The 16,273-nt window shown below is 36.2% G+C and carries 14 protein-coding genes and 2 tRNA genes; 14 read left to right on the top strand and 2 right to left on the bottom strand.

All coding sequences use genetic code 11. The annotated features are described in order from the left end of the window. Positions 1-26: 26 nt before the first annotated feature. Positions 27-713 carry an alpha/beta hydrolase gene (locus BA1379B_RS02420; RefSeq protein WP_078673730.1) on the bottom strand — a complete coding sequence of 229 codons (687 nt, stop codon included), beginning with the start codon at positions 711-713 and terminating at the stop codon, positions 27-29. A 181-nt stretch (positions 714-894) separates the two neighbouring features. On the opposite strand from BA1379B_RS02420, the gene BA1379B_RS02425 reads away from it, so the two are divergent. The 6 genes from BA1379B_RS02425 (at position 895) to BA1379B_RS02450 (ending at position 7,438) form a co-directional block, all read left to right on the top strand. Then, positions 895-2,043: a cysteine desulfurase family protein gene (locus tag BA1379B_RS02425; protein WP_078673731.1), complete on the top strand. Its 1,149-nt coding sequence runs from the start codon at positions 895-897 to the stop codon at positions 2,041-2,043. A gap of 159 nt (positions 2,044-2,202) precedes the next feature. Continuing rightward, positions 2,203-3,714, top strand: a complete 1,512-nt coding sequence (gene sufB / locus BA1379B_RS02430) for a Fe-S cluster assembly protein SufB (protein ID WP_078673732.1) — start codon at positions 2,203-2,205, stop codon at positions 3,712-3,714. Between the two features lie 40 nt (positions 3,715-3,754). Beyond that, positions 3,755-4,510 (top strand): Fe-S cluster assembly ATPase SufC, encoded by a 756-nt coding sequence (gene sufC / locus BA1379B_RS02435; protein WP_078673733.1) that lies wholly within the window; start codon positions 3,755-3,757, stop codon positions 4,508-4,510. An 11-nt stretch (positions 4,511-4,521) separates the two neighbouring features. Next, a complete protein-coding gene (gene sufD, locus BA1379B_RS02440) occupies positions 4,522-5,790 on the top strand; it encodes a Fe-S cluster assembly protein SufD (protein WP_078673734.1) in 1,269 nt (422 codons plus the stop codon). Positions 5,791-5,799: 9 nt separating this feature from the next. Further along, positions 5,800-7,044: a cysteine desulfurase gene (locus BA1379B_RS02445; protein WP_078692351.1), complete on the top strand. Its 1,245-nt coding sequence runs from the start codon at positions 5,800-5,802 to the stop codon at positions 7,042-7,044. Beyond that, complete coding sequence (locus BA1379B_RS02450) at positions 7,037-7,438, top strand: SUF system Fe-S cluster assembly protein (RefSeq protein ID WP_078673736.1); 402 nt, start codon at positions 7,037-7,039, stop codon at positions 7,436-7,438. The genes BA1379B_RS02445 and BA1379B_RS02450 overlap by 8 nt, the downstream gene beginning before the upstream one ends. Before the next feature lie 955 nt (positions 7,439-8,393). Here BA1379B_RS02450 and BA1379B_RS02455 read toward each other — a convergent pair. Then, positions 8,394-8,469: transfer RNA gene (locus tag BA1379B_RS02455), tRNA-Val, on the bottom strand. 214 nt (positions 8,470-8,683) lie between these two features. Here BA1379B_RS02455 and BA1379B_RS02460 point away from each other — a divergent pair. The 8 genes from BA1379B_RS02460 to nuoG all read left to right on the top strand — a co-directional run bounded on the left by BA1379B_RS02460 (position 8,684) and on the right by nuoG (position 16,249). Next, positions 8,684-8,760 (top strand) — tRNA-Asp (locus BA1379B_RS02460). A gap of 294 nt (positions 8,761-9,054) precedes the next feature. Then, a complete protein-coding gene (locus BA1379B_RS02465) occupies positions 9,055-9,420 on the top strand; it encodes an NADH-quinone oxidoreductase subunit A (protein WP_035005864.1) in 366 nt (121 codons plus the stop codon). Next, positions 9,411-9,992 (top strand): NuoB/complex I 20 kDa subunit family protein, encoded by a 582-nt coding sequence (locus tag BA1379B_RS02470; RefSeq protein ID WP_035005863.1) that lies wholly within the window; start codon positions 9,411-9,413, stop codon positions 9,990-9,992. Before BA1379B_RS02465 ends, BA1379B_RS02470 begins: the two co-directional genes overlap by 10 nt. A gap of 14 nt (positions 9,993-10,006) precedes the next feature. Continuing rightward, complete coding sequence (locus BA1379B_RS02475; RefSeq protein WP_078673737.1) at positions 10,007-10,615, top strand: NADH-quinone oxidoreductase subunit C; 609 nt, start codon at positions 10,007-10,009, stop codon at positions 10,613-10,615. A 203-nt stretch (positions 10,616-10,818) separates the two neighbouring features. Then, on the top strand, positions 10,819-12,009 hold the full coding sequence (locus BA1379B_RS02480; RefSeq protein WP_035005859.1) for an NADH-quinone oxidoreductase subunit D: 1,191 nt from the start codon (positions 10,819-10,821) through the stop codon (positions 12,007-12,009). Further along, positions 12,009-12,686 carry an NADH-quinone oxidoreductase subunit NuoE gene (gene nuoE / locus BA1379B_RS02485; RefSeq protein ID WP_035005857.1) on the top strand — a complete coding sequence of 226 codons (678 nt, stop codon included), beginning with the start codon at positions 12,009-12,011 and terminating at the stop codon, positions 12,684-12,686. The genes BA1379B_RS02480 and nuoE overlap by 1 nt, the downstream gene beginning before the upstream one ends. 119 nt (positions 12,687-12,805) lie before the next feature. Further along, positions 12,806-14,113, top strand: coding sequence for an NADH-quinone oxidoreductase subunit NuoF (nuoF, locus tag BA1379B_RS02490; RefSeq protein WP_035005856.1), 1,308 nt, complete (start codon positions 12,806-12,808; stop codon positions 14,111-14,113). 66 nt (positions 14,114-14,179) lie between these two features. Further along, positions 14,180-16,249: an NADH-quinone oxidoreductase subunit NuoG gene (nuoG, locus tag BA1379B_RS02495; RefSeq protein WP_078673738.1), complete on the top strand. Its 2,070-nt coding sequence runs from the start codon at positions 14,180-14,182 to the stop codon at positions 16,247-16,249. The last annotated feature ends 24 nt before the right edge of the window (positions 16,250-16,273 follow it).

Raw genomic sequence — 16,273 nt, forward strand, 5'->3', positions numbered from 1 at the left:
ATTCGAGATATTAAAGAAATAATCTATTATTTTAAAAGTGCAGGTATTTTACGTGGAGAAAGAGTTGATAAGTTACTTGCAATATGCCTATCTAAATATTGTCCACATCGTTCAATAAGTTCTTCATTATATCCACTAAAAAAGTGGTTAGCTCCTTTTAGGATTTCTTGTGTAATAGTAATTCCTTTTTGCATTTTTAGTTTATCGACAAGATTTTGAACATCTTTCGAAGGCGCGACTTTGTCGATATCACCGTGAATGATTAAGCCGGATGAAGGACAAGGAGCAAGAAATGAAAAATCATAAATATTTGGTTGTGGAGCAACTGATATGAAGCTCTCAATTTCAGGTCTGCGCATGAGAAGTTGCATTCCAATCCAAGCACCAAACGAATAACCAGCTACCCAACAGTTTTTAGAATTAGGATGCTGTGTTTGCACCCAATCAAGAGCAGCGGCAGCATCTGAAAGTTCGCCTATACCATAATCAAATTCTCCTTGACTTCGACCAATGCCACGAAAATTGAAACGCAGTGTAGTAAAACCACGTTGTTGAAACATATAAAATAAATCATAAACAATTTTATTATTCATTGTTCCACCGAATTGAGGATGAGGATGTAGAACAATCGCAATTGGTGCATTTTTTTGTTGAGAAGGTTGATAACGTCCTTCAAGACGACCTGTGGGACCATTAAAAATGATTTCTGGCATTAAATGCTCCTTAAAAGCTATGAATGTTTTCATTGACCTTGGTCGAATTTTACAATAAAATCCACCTTGTTTAGGTATTTTCTTTAATTAATTACTAGATATCCTTTTTTGAAGGCGTTTTTCAAGAAAATTGCATTATTTTTTTTAAATCAATTTGTGGGATAGATAATTAGGATTTAAAATGGCTGTAAAACGCCGGTATCTTGATCATAATGCAACGACACCGCTCACAAAAATGGCACGAATGGCATTATTAGAATCTTTAGAGATATTTGGTAATCCATCATCTGTTCATACGGAAGGGCGTGCTGCTAAAGCACTTTTACAGAAATCCCGTAGACAAATTGCTGATAGACTTAAGGCAAATCCAGATAATGTTGTATTTACATCTGGTGCTAGTGAAGCAGCGATGACTCTGTTGACACCTTTTTATCATATTGGAAGGTCTGAAGTGCAGTTTTCGCATCTGTACATTGGTGCGAGTGAGCACCCGTCCATTGCAGAGGGAGGGCGTTTTTCTAAAGAATTGATTAGTATAATTGATGTTGATCAGCATGGTTTGATCCAGCAGGATAAGTTAAAATCTTTATTAATAGAACATGATAAAGCGAAAGGTTTACCGCTTATCGCTATTCAAGCTGCTAATAGCGAAACTGGTGTTATCCAAAACATTCAAGAAATAGCGTCTATTGTTCGGGATGCTGGAGGTACTCTCATTGTTGATTTAGTTCAATATATAGATAAATATCCCATTGATATTAATCATTTTGGAGGTGACTTTTTTATACTATCAGCTCATAAAATTGGAGGACCTAAAGGGGTTGGTGCATTTGTTTCATGTGGAGATCTTCTTATGCCTTCTCCTCTTATTACTGCTGGTGGACAAGAAAAAGGACACCGTGGAGGGACAGAAGCTTTACCGCTTATTGCTTCTTTTGGAGCAGCAATGGAAAATTGTTTTACTCAAGAAGAAATAAAAAAATTAATCTATTTACGTAACAAATTGGAAGATGGTTTACTAAAAATTAGTCATGATGTTATAATTTTTGGTAAGAACGTTCAACGTTTGCCAAATACTACTTATTTTACTGTACGGGGTATAAAAGCTGAAACAATGCAAATTGGTCTTGATTTAGCGGGATTTTCTGTATCAGCAGGTTCTGCTTGTTCTTCAGGAAAAGTAAAACAAAGCAAAGTTTTGGAAGCAATGGGATATCATATATCAAATGGTGCGATCCGTGTTTCAACAGGACGTTGTACAACTTCTAAAGATATTGATGATTTTTTATTGATTTTTGCTCAAATTATAGGTAACAAAAGGCAGCATTAATCAATTAAGAAATTAAGCATTATTCTTAAAAAATGGAGTAAGCTTGATTGGAATTTTCCTATTTTGCATATTAAAGTCACCTATTTTTATTTTGTGAAGTAAATAAGATATTTACCATTTATCACCGGTTTTTGACACCGAAAAAAATGGAGAAAACCGATGCCGGCAGTGCAGGAAACAATACGCCAGGTAAGTGAAATAGACGTTGATCAATATAAATATGGTTTTGAAACGAATATTGAAGTAGATAAGGCTCCAAAAGGGCTAAATGAAGATATTATTCGATTTATTTCCGCTAAAAAATGTGAACCTGAATGGATGTTGACATGGCGTTTGAAAGCTTTTCGCCGGTGGTCTAAAATGGAAGTACCTCGTTGGGCACGAATTAAATATCCAAAAATTAATTTTCAAGAACTTTATTATTACGCTGCTCCTAAAAATCATACGGGACCAAAATCTTTAGATGAGGTTGATCCTGAGTTATTAGCAACTTATGAAAAACTTGGTATTTCCTTAAAAGAGCAGGAAATTTTAGCTGGAGTAAAAAAACAGACGGATCTTTCTACATCTGATGATAATATCTACGCATCAGGACAAGTAGCTGTTGATGCTGTTTTTGATTCTGTTTCAGTTGTAACAACATTTAAAGAAGAATTAGCACGTGCCGGCGTCATTTTTTGTTCTATTTCAGAGGCTATCACTGAGCATCCTGCTTTTATTCAGGAATATTTAGGAGCAGTTGTACCAGCTGGTGATAATTATTACGCTGCCTTAAATGCTGCTGTCTTCACGGATGGCTCATTTGTTTATATTCCCAAAGGAGTGCGTTGTCCTATGGAACTCTCAACCTATTTTAGGATTAATGAACGCAATACAGGACAATTTGAGCGAACATTGATTATTGCAGATGAAGATTCGTATGTCTCTTATTTGGAAGGGTGTACTGCGCCCCAGCGTGATGAAAATCAGTTGCATGCAGCTGTTGTCGAGCTTATCGCTCTAAAAAATGCAGAAATTAAATATTCAACAGTACAAAATTGGTATCCTGGTGATAAGGAAGGAAAGGGGGGAATTTATAATTTTGTAACTAAACGAGGGGATTGTAGAGGAGATAATTCCAAAATTTCGTGGACACAAATTGAAACAGGTTCTGCGATTACTTGGAAATATCCATCTTGTTTATTACGGGGTAATAATTCACGCGGAGAGTTTTATTCTATTGCTGTTGCAAATGGTCACCAGCAAATTGATTCCGGTACAAAAATGATCCATTTAGGAGAAAATACATCAAGTCGTATTATCTCAAAGGGTATTTCTGCTGGTTTTTCGAATAATACTTATCGTGGACAAGTTACTGCACATAAAAAAGCTAAGAATGCACGTAATTTTACTCAATGCGATAGTTTGTTAATTGGTAATGATTGCGGTGCTCACACAGTACCTTATATTGAAGCAAAAAATGCAACAGCTCAGTTTGAACATGAGGCAACGACATCAAAGATCTCTGACGATCAACTTTTTTATGTTATGCAACGGGGGATTCCTGAGGAAGAAGCAATTGCATTAATCGTTAATGGATTTGTAAAAGAAGTTATTCAAAAATTACCAATGGAATTTGCTGTTGAAGCGCAGAAACTAATTGGCATTAGTTTAGAAGGCAGCGTAGGCTAATTGCGCATTGCATAAAATACAGCAAAAACAGGATTAAGCTATGTTAGAAATAAAAAATTTGCACGCCCGTATTTCTGAAACTAATACAGAAATCATTTGTGGTTTAAATTTGACCATTCAAGATGGTGAAGTCGCTGCTATTATGGGGCAAAATGGAGCAGGAAAATCTACTTTATCTTATTTGCTTTCTGGTCGTGATGACTATGAAGTAACAGAAGGTGATATTCTTTATAATGGACAATCAATTTTAGGAATGAGTCCAACAGAGCGTGCAGTAAGCGGTATTTTTTTAGCATTTCAATATCCAATGGAAATACCTGGTGTTGCAACAATGGAATTTTTAAAAGTTGCAATAAATTCTCAACGTAAAACTCGAGGTGACAAAGAACTTAAAATTTCTGAATTTATTCAGTATGTTAAGAAAACCGCTTCTGAACTTGAAATAGATATGGCTATGCTTAAACGTTCACTGAATGTTGGTTTTTCAGGTGGAGAAAAAAAACGTACTGAAATTCTTCAAATGGCTCTGCTTGAACCAAAACTTTGCATTTTAGATGAAACGGATTCTGGTTTAGATATTGATGCTTTAAAAATTGTTGCAGATGGTGTTAACAAATTGCGTAATCAAGAACGTTCATTTTTGGTTATTACTCATTATCAACGTCTGCTTGATTATATTACGCCTGATACAGTGCATGTTCTTTATAAAGGTCGTATTATTAAAAGTGGCGATAAATCTTTAGCATTGTATTTAGAGCAAAATGGGTATGCTGATATTATCAGTAAAACTGCTTGAGGTTATTGAATATGAGCATAAACTCACAACAAAAATTGATTGCAGTTGAAGAAGATATTATCAGTAATTTTAATCAACGCATTGATCATTTACCCGGCGATGAAGCAGTGCAAGTTATCCGTAAGAAGGCGATTGAATTATTTCAAAAAACGCGTCTTCCTTCGCGCAAAGTAGAATATTGGCATTATACTGATTTACGCGTTTTATTAAAATCTGTCAGTGAGTTTTCAGAATTTAATGATGAACAAACGATTGATAAATTACTTCCAGAAAATATTGTTTTTTCTATTGAAAATGGTAAAGCGCTTACCTCAAATAAAATAGAGGGTGTTGAAGTAGAGAATCTTGTAACGGCATTAGATAAAAATAGTGCTAAACTAAATTCAATTATTTCTGATGAAAATTTTATTGGACAATTAAATACAGCCTTCGTTACAGATGGGTGGTTTTTCAAGATTTCTGATAATATTCAATTGGATGTGCCAATTGAATTGCAAAATATTCAAATGGGAGGGCAATCACATACTTTTTCAAGCATCAAAGTCGGAAAGAATAGTCAGGCTGTAATTATTGAACGCCAGATAGGCAATGATAAAGATACTTTCGTTAGTTCAGTCTTTTCATTAGATCTTGCTGCTAACAGTAATATAACATGGATTCTTATCCGTGATAGGGGAGAAAGTGCTACACAATTTAGCCAATTTCGTGCTGTGCTTGCTGAAAACGCTGAATTAACACTTTATGTGATTAATATAGGTAGTCAACTTAATCGTCAAGAAATTGATATTGAGTTGTTGGGAAAAGAGGCTAATTTTCAATTACGAGCAATAAATTTATTGTCTGGAAAAATGCACAGTGATCTTACGATGACTGTACGTCACGTTGAAGAAAAATCAATTTCGAAAGAAATTATACGTAATGTTATCACAGATAAAGCACGTGGTGCTTTTCAAGGGGTAATACGCGTTGCACAGAAAGCGCAAAAAACAGATGCCCGTATGGCTTGCAATAGCCTTATTCTTTCAGATGATGCAGAATTTGATGTAAAGCCTGAACTAGAAATTTTTGCAGATGATGTTGCTTGCGCCCATGGAGCAACAGTTGCTAAAATTAATCATGATCATCTTTTTTATCTAATGGCACGCGGTATCTCTTTTAAAACTGCCTGCGAACTTTTGGTAAAAGGGTTTATCTCAGAACTTATTGATGACATTAAGCAAGATAACATGCACACTCTTTTGAGTACTATCATTAATAAATGGTTAGTAACGAACATCTAAGGCAAAAAAATGGAAAATAAGGTAAAAACATTAAATTATAATGTAGAAGAAATTCGCCGTGATTTTCCTATTTTGCAAAATAGTATTTATGGTAAACGATTAGCTTATCTTGATAGCGGAGCATCTGCTCAAAAGCCGCTATCTGTCCTTAATATCATGGATAATTTTTACCGATATCATTATGCTAATGTGCATCGAGGAATGCATTTTTTATCAAATACAGCAACACAATTTTATGAAGATACTCGTGAAACAGTTCGGGCTTTTTTAAACGCTCAAGTAGTTGAAGAAATTGTTTTTACGAAAAGTGCAACAGAAGCTATTAACACTGTAGCTTATGGTTGGGGGATGCCTAAATTAAAAGAAGGTGATGAAATTATTCTCACTATTATGGAGCATCATTCAAATATTATTCCTTGGCATTTTATTCGTGAACAAAAAGGTGTGAAACTTATTTTTGTACCAGTTGATAAAGATGGTGTTTTACATATTGAATCTTTTCAAAACGCTTTAAGTGATAGAACCCGTCTTGTTGCTATTACACATATGTCCAATATATTGGGAAGCATATCTCCTATAAAAGAAATTGTTAAGTTAGCACATCAAAATGCTATTCCTGTTTTGGTTGATGGTTCTCAAGGAGCGGCACATTTAACGGTGGATGTACAAGATCTCGATTGTGATTGGTATGTTTTTACTGGTCATAAAGTTTATGGTCCTACAGGTATTGGTGTTCTTTATGGTAAAAAGTGTCGGTTGGAAGAAATGCGTCCTTTTCAGGGCGGAGGACAAATGCTTGAAGAGGTGACACTTGATAAGGTTTCTTATAATTCTCCTCCATATCGTTTTGAAGCTGGTACACCTCCTATAGTTGAAGCTATTGGATTAGCGGCAGCTATTGATTATATACAAGAAAAGGATAGAAATGCGATTTATACACATGAAATGGCGCTTTTAAATTACGCTCATGAAAGACTTGAAACAGTTCAGTCATTACATATTTATGGACGTGCTTTGAATAAAGGTGCTATTATATCCTTTGAGCTTGAAGGTATCCATGCACATGATGTTGCTATGTTTGTTGATCGACAGGGAGTTGCTATACGTGCGGGAACACATTGTGCACAGCCTTTATTACAACATTTTGGTTTAACATCTATCTGTCGTGCGTCATTAGCAATGTATAGTAATCGGGAAGATATCGATCAATTGGTTGAAGCATTAGAAAAAGCAAGGATATTTTTTAATGGTTAGATTAATTAAAAAATGCTCTTCAGCTGAGCCTGTTGGTTTAGAAAGTGATAAGCAAGAGTCTTGTTTACCAGCAATTCCAGAATCTGAGATTAATCGTCTGACAAACGATATTATTGCTGCTCTTAAAACAGTCTACGATCCGGAAATACCTGCTGATATTTATGAGCTAGGATTGATTTATCGGATTGATATTGAAGATGATCGTTCGGTAAAAATTGAAATGACACTTACAGCTCCTGGATGTCCTGTCGCAGGTGAGATGCCAGGTTGGGTAGAAAATGCTGTAAGTGCAGTTGAAGGTGTTTTAAGTGTTGAAGTAATTATGACATTTGATCCTCCGTGGACACCTGAGTGTATGTCAGAAGAAGCACAAATTGCTGTTGGATGGTATTAAAAATAAAACAATAATAAAATATTGATTTTATTATTGTTTTATCTTATTTATCACTTTTTTGAGCTTTTTTATTGTTTCGATAAACTAGCTTTTTGCGATCAGCGTTCTTTGTATAAAGAACTGCTATGTTAGCAGCTAAAAATTTCTTTGAGTTGAAATACTATTGCATCTAAGTTTGCAGTTTTTGTTGCAGCTACTTTTCTTAAGCCATCAGTTAATTTCTAGTACTAGCAACAGTAATGGCAATAGAAGCTATCATTGATAAGATAGAACTGGAGATGGGGCTTTAGACAATAGCAAGACTGGGATTGATAATCATGAAAGTAGAGTTGGCTGTGAAAGTGATTTTTGTGGTTGTTGTGCACGCTTAAGAACAAAGAAAAAGTTTCTTGGAAAGAGTATGGTTAGTATTAGAAAAGGTGTTTATGTCCTTAGTCCTTATGCGGTTAGTGCCTATTGCTAAACGCTTGCAAGAGCAATGTTTGTGATCTTGTTGAGGAAAGAAATATTTTGTGGTGGTGATAGTGGTTTTAGAAGCTTTTTTGTAGCCTGAGTGAGGGCTCTTCGTTTTGGTAAGAAGACTAAACGGCAAAAATAAACAGCGACTATCATTAAGAGAGCAATAATATAGCTAGGGTTGTATTAGTTAGTATTGAATATATTTGGAGAAAAGCGATTTCATGGTCATTATCCCAAATTTAGTAAGGAAAATCTTTACAGCATAACAAACAAGGTGCTCATAATATGTAGGTGGAAAAGTGCATAAAAAATCGAATCGTAAAGAGAAGCTCAATGCTTTTGATACTTAACACAAACTAAAAATCACCTTGAAAGCAAGTTTTGATTTTTAATGCGTATAAAGGAAAATATAAAGTGCTATTCCCTAACCTTTATTTATCCCTAACCTTAAAAAAGATAAATAAAATCAGTATGTTACATTTGTCTATAAGAAACATGGTGGGCGATGAGAGACTCGAACTCCCGACATCCTCGGTGTAAACGAGGCGCTCTACCAGCTGAGCTAATCGCCCAATTTAATAATTCACAATTGGATGAGCACTTTATTAAGGAAAAAAAAAATTAAAGGCAAGAATAAAAAATGTTATTTATTAATGTTTTTTAGAGAATTGGATGAGTTTTTATTGTTTATTTAATTTTTTTTTAAAATGTTTCATTTTTCTTGACAGAACCGAATGAACATCTTACACGACGATTGATACCATATTAATTGGTTCCAAGAAGTGCGCGGGTGTAGCTCAGTTGGTTAGAGTGCTGGCCTGTCACGCCGGAGGTCGCGGGTTCGAGCCCCGTCACTCGCGCCATTTCGATTTTTTATTTCCTAATTTCCTTAGCATGTGGTTTTTTGTGGGTTATAATAATTATAGCGCATCCTATAGAATTTTTAGCTGATGTTTAATTTTTCCTTTTTTATATAGTTTTATGAGAATAAGGGCTTGCGTCTTTCTTTTCTCTGCGGTACCTATAATAAAATAAATACTGCGCGGCATGCCCTTTAAGCTGTACGAGCGGAATTAGCGTGATGAGTGTTGTAATTTTATCTAGACAATATTAGATGATTACGCTAATTCAGAACCTCATTAAGGCGGAAAAGGATTATGATCCATTTATTGAACTCTTATTTACCGGTATTGATTTTCATTATTGTTTCAGTAATTATTGCTGGAGTTCTTTTAATCATACCTTATATTGTGGCTTATCGTGCTCCTGATCCTGAAAAACTATCGGCTTATGAATGTGGATTTAATTCATTTGATGATGCTCGAATGAAGTTTGATGTTCGATTTTATCTCGTTTCAATTTTATTCATTATTTTCGATCTTGAAGTTGCTTTTCTTTTTCCTTGGGCTGTTTCGTTTTCTTCAATAGGTATATTTGGTTTTTGGTCGATGATTGTATTCTTAGCGATCTTGACGATTGGATTTATATATGAATGGAAAAAGGGAGCTCTTGAATGGAATTAGCGTTTAATAATTCAACGGTTGTTGCTCCAAAAGCAAAAGGAATCATTGATCCAAATACAGGTAAGTTGGTAGGTTCTAATGATAAGTTTTTTAGTGATATTAATGCCGAATTAGGGGACAAGGGTTTTTTAGTAACTTCAGTAGATGCTTTGATCACTTGGGCCCGTACCGGTTCATTGATGTGGATGAGCTTTGGTTTGGCTTGTTGTGCTGTTGAGATGATACAATGCTCAATGCCTCATTATGATAATGAACGTTTTGGATATGCGCCGCGCGCTTCACCCCGTCAATCAGATGTCATGGTAGTTGCTGGTACTTTAACAAATAAAATGGCACCTGCTTTACGCAAAGTTTACGATCAGATGCCTGAACCGCGTTATGTGATTTCTATGGGTTCCTGTGCAAATGGTGGGGGGTATTATCATTATTCTTATTCCGTTGTGCGTGGATGTGATCGTATTGTCCCAGTGGATATTTATATTCCAGGATGTCCTCCTACAGCAGAGGCGTTGCTATATGGTATCTTACTATTGCAGAAAAAAATCCGTCGTACTGGGTCTATAGAGCGATAGGGACTTTAATAATAATGAGTGAAACATTAAGCGAGCTTTCTAGCTATTTGAAAGATAAATTGGGGGATAAGATAGAAGAAAGTATCCTTGCATTTGGCGAATTGACAGTTGTATCACGTCTTGATGCAATTACTGATGTTTTAATGTTTGTTCGCGATGACTCTCGTTGTCAATTTATTAGTATTACAGATATTAGTGGTGTAGATTATCCTTTTCGTGAAAAACGTTTTGATGTGTCTTATCAGTTATTATCTCCGCGACATAATTTACGTTTACGTGTAAAAGTGCGTACTGATGAGAATGTTGCTGTTGCTTCTGCTTGTTCGATTTATCCTGGAGCAGAATGGTATGAGCGTGAAGCCTACGATATGTATGGCATTTTATTTTCAGGGCACCCGGATTTACGACGTATTTTAACAGATTATGGATTTGAAGGGCACCCTTTGCGCAAAGATTTTCCTGTAACAGGGTTTGTCGAATGTCGTTATGATAATGAAGTCAAACGAGTTATTTATGAGCCTGTTGTTTTGCGACAGGAAATGCGTAATTTTGATTTTCTTTCGCCTTGGGAAGGTAATGAACATATTTCGCTATGTGGTAAAAAATCACATGTTGAAAAATAATACTATAATTGAAGATGTGGTAAAGATTGTAAGTTTTTAAAAATAATTAAGCCTTTTTAGTAAGAATAGTGTATAGAAAGTTGTAATTGTATATGAGTTAATTTTATTCGCAGTAAATAGTTATTTTGTGTCGTGCATCATAATAGCATAGCATTCTTTGTGTTCAGTTTTTAGGATGCATTGAGAGAAGTAAGGGGTTAATAGTGGCTGAGGTCAATGTCCGAAATTTTAATATTAATTTTGGTCCACAACATCCTGCTGCGCATGGTGTTCTGCGTATGGTTTTAGAATTGGATGGTGAAGTTGTTGAACGTGTGGATCCACATATTGGATTACTGCACCGCGGCACAGAAAAGTTAATGGAAACAAAAACTTATCTTCAGGCAGGACCTTATCTTGATCGTTTAGATTATGTTGCTCCTATGAATCAAGAGCATGCTTTTGTGCTTGCCATTGAAAAATTGTTGGGTGTTGAAGTTCCTAAACGAGGACAGTTAATTCGCGTTCTATTTTCTGAAATTGGGCGTATTCTTAATCATTTGCTTAATGTAACCACACAAGCAATGGATGTTGGTGCCTTAACACCGCCGCTTTGGGGATTTGAACAGCGTGAAAAATTGATGATTTTTTATGAGCGTGCATGTGGCGCGCGTCTTCATGCAAATTATTTCCGTCCTGGTGGTGTGCATCAGGATTTACCAGAAACTTTGATTGAAGATATTGGTAATTTTATTGACCCATTTCTTATTGCTCTTGATAAACTTGATGCACTTATAACACCTAATCGAATTTTTAAACAGCGGAATGTAGATATTGGTGTGGTAAATATTAACGAAGCTTGGGCTCGTGCTTTTTCTGGAGTGATGATTCGTGGAGCTGGTGTGCCGTGGGATCTGCGTAAAAGCCAACCTTATGAATGTTATGATGAAATGGAATTTGATATTCCTGTAGGTAAAAATAGCGATTGTTATGATCGTTACCTCATTCGTATGGAAGAAATGAGGCAATCAACAAAAATTATGCGGCAATGTGTGGACCGTTTGCTTTCTTCTGAAAAAAATGGACCAGTTTCAAGTTTGGATCGTAAGGTTGTGCCACCAAAACGCAGTGAAATGAAAAGTTCGATGGAAGCGCTGATTCATCATTTTAAACTTTATACAGAAGGTTTTCATACTCCTCCTGGTGAAGTTTATGTCGCTGTAGAAGCCCCAAAAGGTGAGTTTGGTGTTTACCTAGTTTCTGATGGAACCAATAAGCCTTATCGTATTAAATTACGTGCTCCTGGTTTTGCTCATCTTCAAGCTATGGACTTTCTAACTCGAGGTCATATGCTAGCAGATGCAACAGCTATTTTGGGTTCAATTGATATTGTTTTTGGGGAGATTGATCGTTAATGTCTGTACGTCGTCTTGCCGATGCTATCCATCAACCAGCAGAATTTTCTTTTACAAAAGAGAATCAAGTATGGGTGCAAAATACCATAAAGAAATATCCTGTAGGGCGTGAACAATCTGCTGTTATTCCCTTATTGATGCGTGCTCAAGAGCAGGAAGGTTGGGTAACGCGTGCTGCAATTGAACATATTGCTGAAATACTTTCTATGGCTTATATTCGAGTTTTAGAGGTTGCAACTTTTTATACTCAATTTCAACTAAAACCAGTTGGAACAAAGGCGCATATTCAGGTTTGTGGTACCACTCCTTGTATGCTACGTGGTTCTGGAGAATTGATCAAAGTTTGTCAAAAAAAGATTCATGATAAGCCTTTTGTTACTAATCAAAGTGGTACATTGTCATGGGAAGAAGTTGAGTGTCTTGGTGCTTGTGTTAATGCTCCGATGGTTATGATTTTCAAAGATACTTATGAAGATCTTACAGCTGAACGTCTTGAAGAAATTATTGATGCATTTGAAGCAGGTAAAGGTTCTAATATAGCTGTGGGACCACAAAATAATCGTAAATCATCAGAGCCTATTAGTGGTTTAACATCTTTAGTTGATGAAAATAAAAATAAAATGAAATCATTTAAATCTTCAAAGAAAAAGAGAAATGAAGGTGTGGAAGTTGAATGAATATTTCTTTGAGTTGAATAAAACATCTTAATATAAAAGAGAAGTTTTGGGAAAAATATTAAAAAATTGAATTAGGAAAATGCTAAAAATGCATTCAGTTATAGAAAAAAAGGTGGGGTATGCTGGCTGATAAGGATCGCATTTTCACCAATATTTATGGTTTTAAAGATAAATCATTGAAAGCTGCGGTATTGCGTGGACATTGGGATGGTACCAAAGCGATTATTGAAAAAGGTCGTGATTGGATTATTGATGAAATGAAAGCTTCAGGCTTACGTGGCCGTGGGGGTGCTGGCTTTCCTACTGGTATGAAATGGTCCTTTATGCCAAAACAAAGCGATGGTCGGCCTCATTATTTGGTTGTAAATGCAGATGAGTCGGAACCAGGAACATGCAAAGACCGTGATATTTTAAGACATGATCCTCATACTTTAATTGAAGGATGTGTTATTGCCACTTTTGCAATGGGAGCAAATATTGCTTTTATTTATGTTCGTGGTGAATATATTCGTGAGCGTGAAGCGCTTCAAGCTGCAATTGATGAGTGCTATGAAGCAGGGTTGCTTGGTAAAAAGACTAAATATGGTCATGCTTGTGATATTATTGTTCACCATGGTGCTGGGGCTTACATTTGCGGTGAAGAGACAGCTCTTCTTGAGAGCCTTGAGGGAAAAAAAGGTCAACCTCGATTAAAACCTCCATTCCCTGCAAATATGGGTGTTTATGGTTGTCCAACAACCGTTAACAATGTGGAATCTATTGCAGTTGTTCCTACGATTTTACGTCGAGGTGCTTCGTGGTTTTCATCGATTGGTCGGGCAAACAATGTTGGGACAAAATTGTTTATGGTTTCTGGACATGTTAATGCGCCTTGTACATTTGAAGATGCTCTAGGTGTTTCTTTTCGTGAATTGATTGAAAAACATACAGGTGGTATTCGCGGTGGATGGAATAATCTTTTAGCCGTTATTCCAGGGGGAGCTTCTTGTCCGATTGTTCGTGGAGAAGATATGATAAATGCCATTATGGATTTCGATGGGATGCGAGATGTTGGCTCTTCTTTTGGGACGGGTGGTATGATTGTTATGGATAAATCAACCGATATCATTAAGGCAATTTGGCGTATAGCAGCTTTTTTTAAACATGAAAGTTGCGGTCAATGTACGCCGTGTCGTGAAGGGACTGGGTGGATGATGCGTCTTTTGGGTCGTATGGTTGAAGGAAGGGCACAAAAACGCGAAATTGATCTTCTATTTGAAGTTTCTAAACAAGTTGAAGGGCATACTATTTGTGCACTTGGAGATGCTGCGGCATGGCCTATACAAGGATTAATCCGTAATTTTCGTTCAGAGATTGAACGAAGAATTGATGATTATACGCGAAGTGCAGTTCAAAGTAAAAATATTGCTTTGGAAACAATAAAATAAAGAGTTTTGTTTTTAAAAATAATGAAATACAAATGAGAAGTAGGTTATTCGCGAGCTGGATTGGTGATGATAAGTATTAAAGTTGATGGTAAAGAAATTGAAGTTCCTGACTATTACACATTGCTTCAAGCTGCTGAGGCTGCGGGTGCTGAGGTTCCACGTTTTTGTTTTCACGAAGCTTTATCAATTGCTGGGAATTGTCGTATGTGTTTGGTAGAGGTCAAAGGTGGGCCTCCAAAACCACAAGCTTCTTGTGCTATGGGAGTACGTGATTTACGATCAGGGCCAAATGGTGAAATGCCTGAAATATTTGTCAATACGGAAATGGTCAAAAAAGCCCGTGAAGGCGTTATGGAGTTTCTCCTCATTAACCATCCATTAGATTGTCCTGTATGTGATCAAGGTGGTGAATGTGATCTTCAAGATCAAGCAATTTTTTATGGGCGTGATTGTTCTCGTTATACAGAAGATAAACGTGCTGTTGAAGATAAGTATATTGGACCTCTTGTAAAAACTGTGATGACACGGTGTATTCATTGCACACGTTGTGTTCGTTTTACAACAGAGATTGCAGGTGTTTCAGATCTTGGTTTAATTGGCCGTGGTGAAGATGCTGAAATCACGACATATCTTGAAAGAGCAATGACATCTGAATTGCAAGGCAATGTTATTGATCTCTGTCCAGTAGGTGCTTTAACTTCAAGACCTTATGCGTTTTGTGCGCGTCCATGGGAATTAATTAAAACAGAGTCGATTGATGTGATGGATGCTCTTGGTAGTGCTATTCGCATTGACAGCCGAGGGCGCGAAGTTATGCGAATTATACCACGCGTTAATAAAGATATAAATGAGGAATGGATTTCAGATAAGACACGTTTTATTTGGGATGGATTGCGTACTCAAAGACTTAATAAACCGTATGTTCGAAAAGATGGAAAACTTCAGCCTGTAAGTTGGTCGGAAGCTTTTGAAAAAATTAAAACAGTTATATCTGAAACTTCAGCAAAAAAAATTGGAGCAATTGCTGGAGATCTTGTTTCTGTTGAGGAAATGTACGCTCTTAAATTATTATTGCTTTCATTGGGCTCAAAGGCATTTGACTGTCGTCAAAGGGGTATGGTTCTATCTGCTGAATTAGGCCGTTCGAGTTATATTTTTAATCCTACTATTGCAGGTATCGAACGTGCTGATGCAATATTAATTGTAGGATCTAATCCGCGTGTTGAGGCTGCTGTTTTAAATGCACGTATTTTAAAACATCAACGAGTAGGAAGAATTCCAATTGCATTAATTGGAGAACAGGTCGATTTGCGTTATCCGTATTCTTATCTTGGGGCTGGTACTGATTCATTAAATAAACTTATTAGTGGAGAGAATGCATTTTTTGATGTACTAAAAAAAGCTGAGAGACCGCTTATTCTTATTGGAGAAGGTGCTATTTCAGGTAAGGAAGGTTTATCTGTTTTAAAGAGTCTTGCAAAATTAGCGGACCTTGTTGGAGCTCTTAATGAAGAATGGAATGGATTTGGCATCCTTCATACTGCTGCATCAACTGTTGGAGGACTAGATATTGGTTTTACCCATAAATTGGGAGTTGAAAATATTGTAAAAACCTGTGAGGTTCTATTTTTGCTGAGCGCTGATGAAGTAGAATTAACCAATAACAAAGCCTTCGTAATTTATATTGGAAGCCACGGTGATAATGGTGCGCATGCTGCTGATGTGATTCTACCGGCATCTACTTATACTGAAAAATCAGGGCTTTATGTTAATACAGAAGGTCGTGTTCAGATGACAAATCGAGCTGGTTTTGCTCCAGGTGAAGCAAAAGAAGATTGGGCTATTTTACGTGCTTTATCCGATGTTTTAAATAAAAAGCTTCCTTTTGATTCATTATCTCAATTGAGACAAAGTTTATTTAATGATTTTCCACATCTTTGTGCCATTGATAATATAACGCCTTCATGTATTAGTGATCTTAAAACTCTGAGTTCACAAGTAATTGTTCTGAAGCCACACAAATTTACTTCTATGATTAAAGACTTTTATTTAACAAATCCAATAGCGCGTGCTTCTGCAATTATGGCAGAATGTTCGTCTCTTGCAAAAAGTCATGCTGCAGAAGCTATGAAGTAAGAACAAAGGGGAAAAGGAACAGTT

The organism is Bartonella sp. A1379B (assembly GCF_002022485.1).
Classification (GTDB): Bacteria; Pseudomonadota; Alphaproteobacteria; order Rhizobiales; family Rhizobiaceae; genus Bartonella; species Bartonella rochalimae.

Excerpts from the sequence above, each read along its gene's own strand:
- sufD (WP_078673734.1), top strand. The coding sequence starts at position 4,522 with ATGAGCATAAACTCACAACAAAAATTGATTGCAGTTGAAGAAGATATT.
- nuoF (WP_035005856.1), top strand. The coding sequence starts at position 12,806 with ATGCTGGCTGATAAGGATCGCATTTTCACCAATATTTATGGTTTTAAA.
- BA1379B_RS02425 (WP_078673731.1), top strand. The coding sequence starts at position 895 with ATGGCTGTAAAACGCCGGTATCTTGATCATAATGCAACGACACCGCTC.
- sufB (WP_078673732.1), top strand. The coding sequence starts at position 2,203 with ATGCCGGCAGTGCAGGAAACAATACGCCAGGTAAGTGAAATAGACGTT.
- BA1379B_RS02445 (WP_078692351.1), top strand. The coding sequence starts at position 5,800 with ATGGAAAATAAGGTAAAAACATTAAATTATAATGTAGAAGAAATTCGC.
- BA1379B_RS02465 (WP_035005864.1), top strand. The coding sequence starts at position 9,055 with ATGATCCATTTATTGAACTCTTATTTACCGGTATTGATTTTCATTATT.
- BA1379B_RS02450 (WP_078673736.1), top strand. The coding sequence starts at position 7,037 with ATGGTTAGATTAATTAAAAAATGCTCTTCAGCTGAGCCTGTTGGTTTA.
- nuoG (WP_078673738.1), top strand. The coding sequence starts at position 14,180 with ATGATAAGTATTAAAGTTGATGGTAAAGAAATTGAAGTTCCTGACTAT.
- BA1379B_RS02470 (WP_035005863.1), top strand. The coding sequence starts at position 9,411 with ATGGAATTAGCGTTTAATAATTCAACGGTTGTTGCTCCAAAAGCAAAA.
- nuoE (WP_035005857.1), top strand. The coding sequence starts at position 12,009 with ATGTCTGTACGTCGTCTTGCCGATGCTATCCATCAACCAGCAGAATTT.
- sufC (WP_078673733.1), top strand. The coding sequence starts at position 3,755 with ATGTTAGAAATAAAAAATTTGCACGCCCGTATTTCTGAAACTAATACA.
- BA1379B_RS02475 (WP_078673737.1), top strand. The coding sequence starts at position 10,007 with ATGAGTGAAACATTAAGCGAGCTTTCTAGCTATTTGAAAGATAAATTG.
- BA1379B_RS02420 (WP_078673730.1), bottom strand. The coding sequence starts at position 713 with ATGCCAGAAATCATTTTTAATGGTCCCACAGGTCGTCTTGAAGGACGT.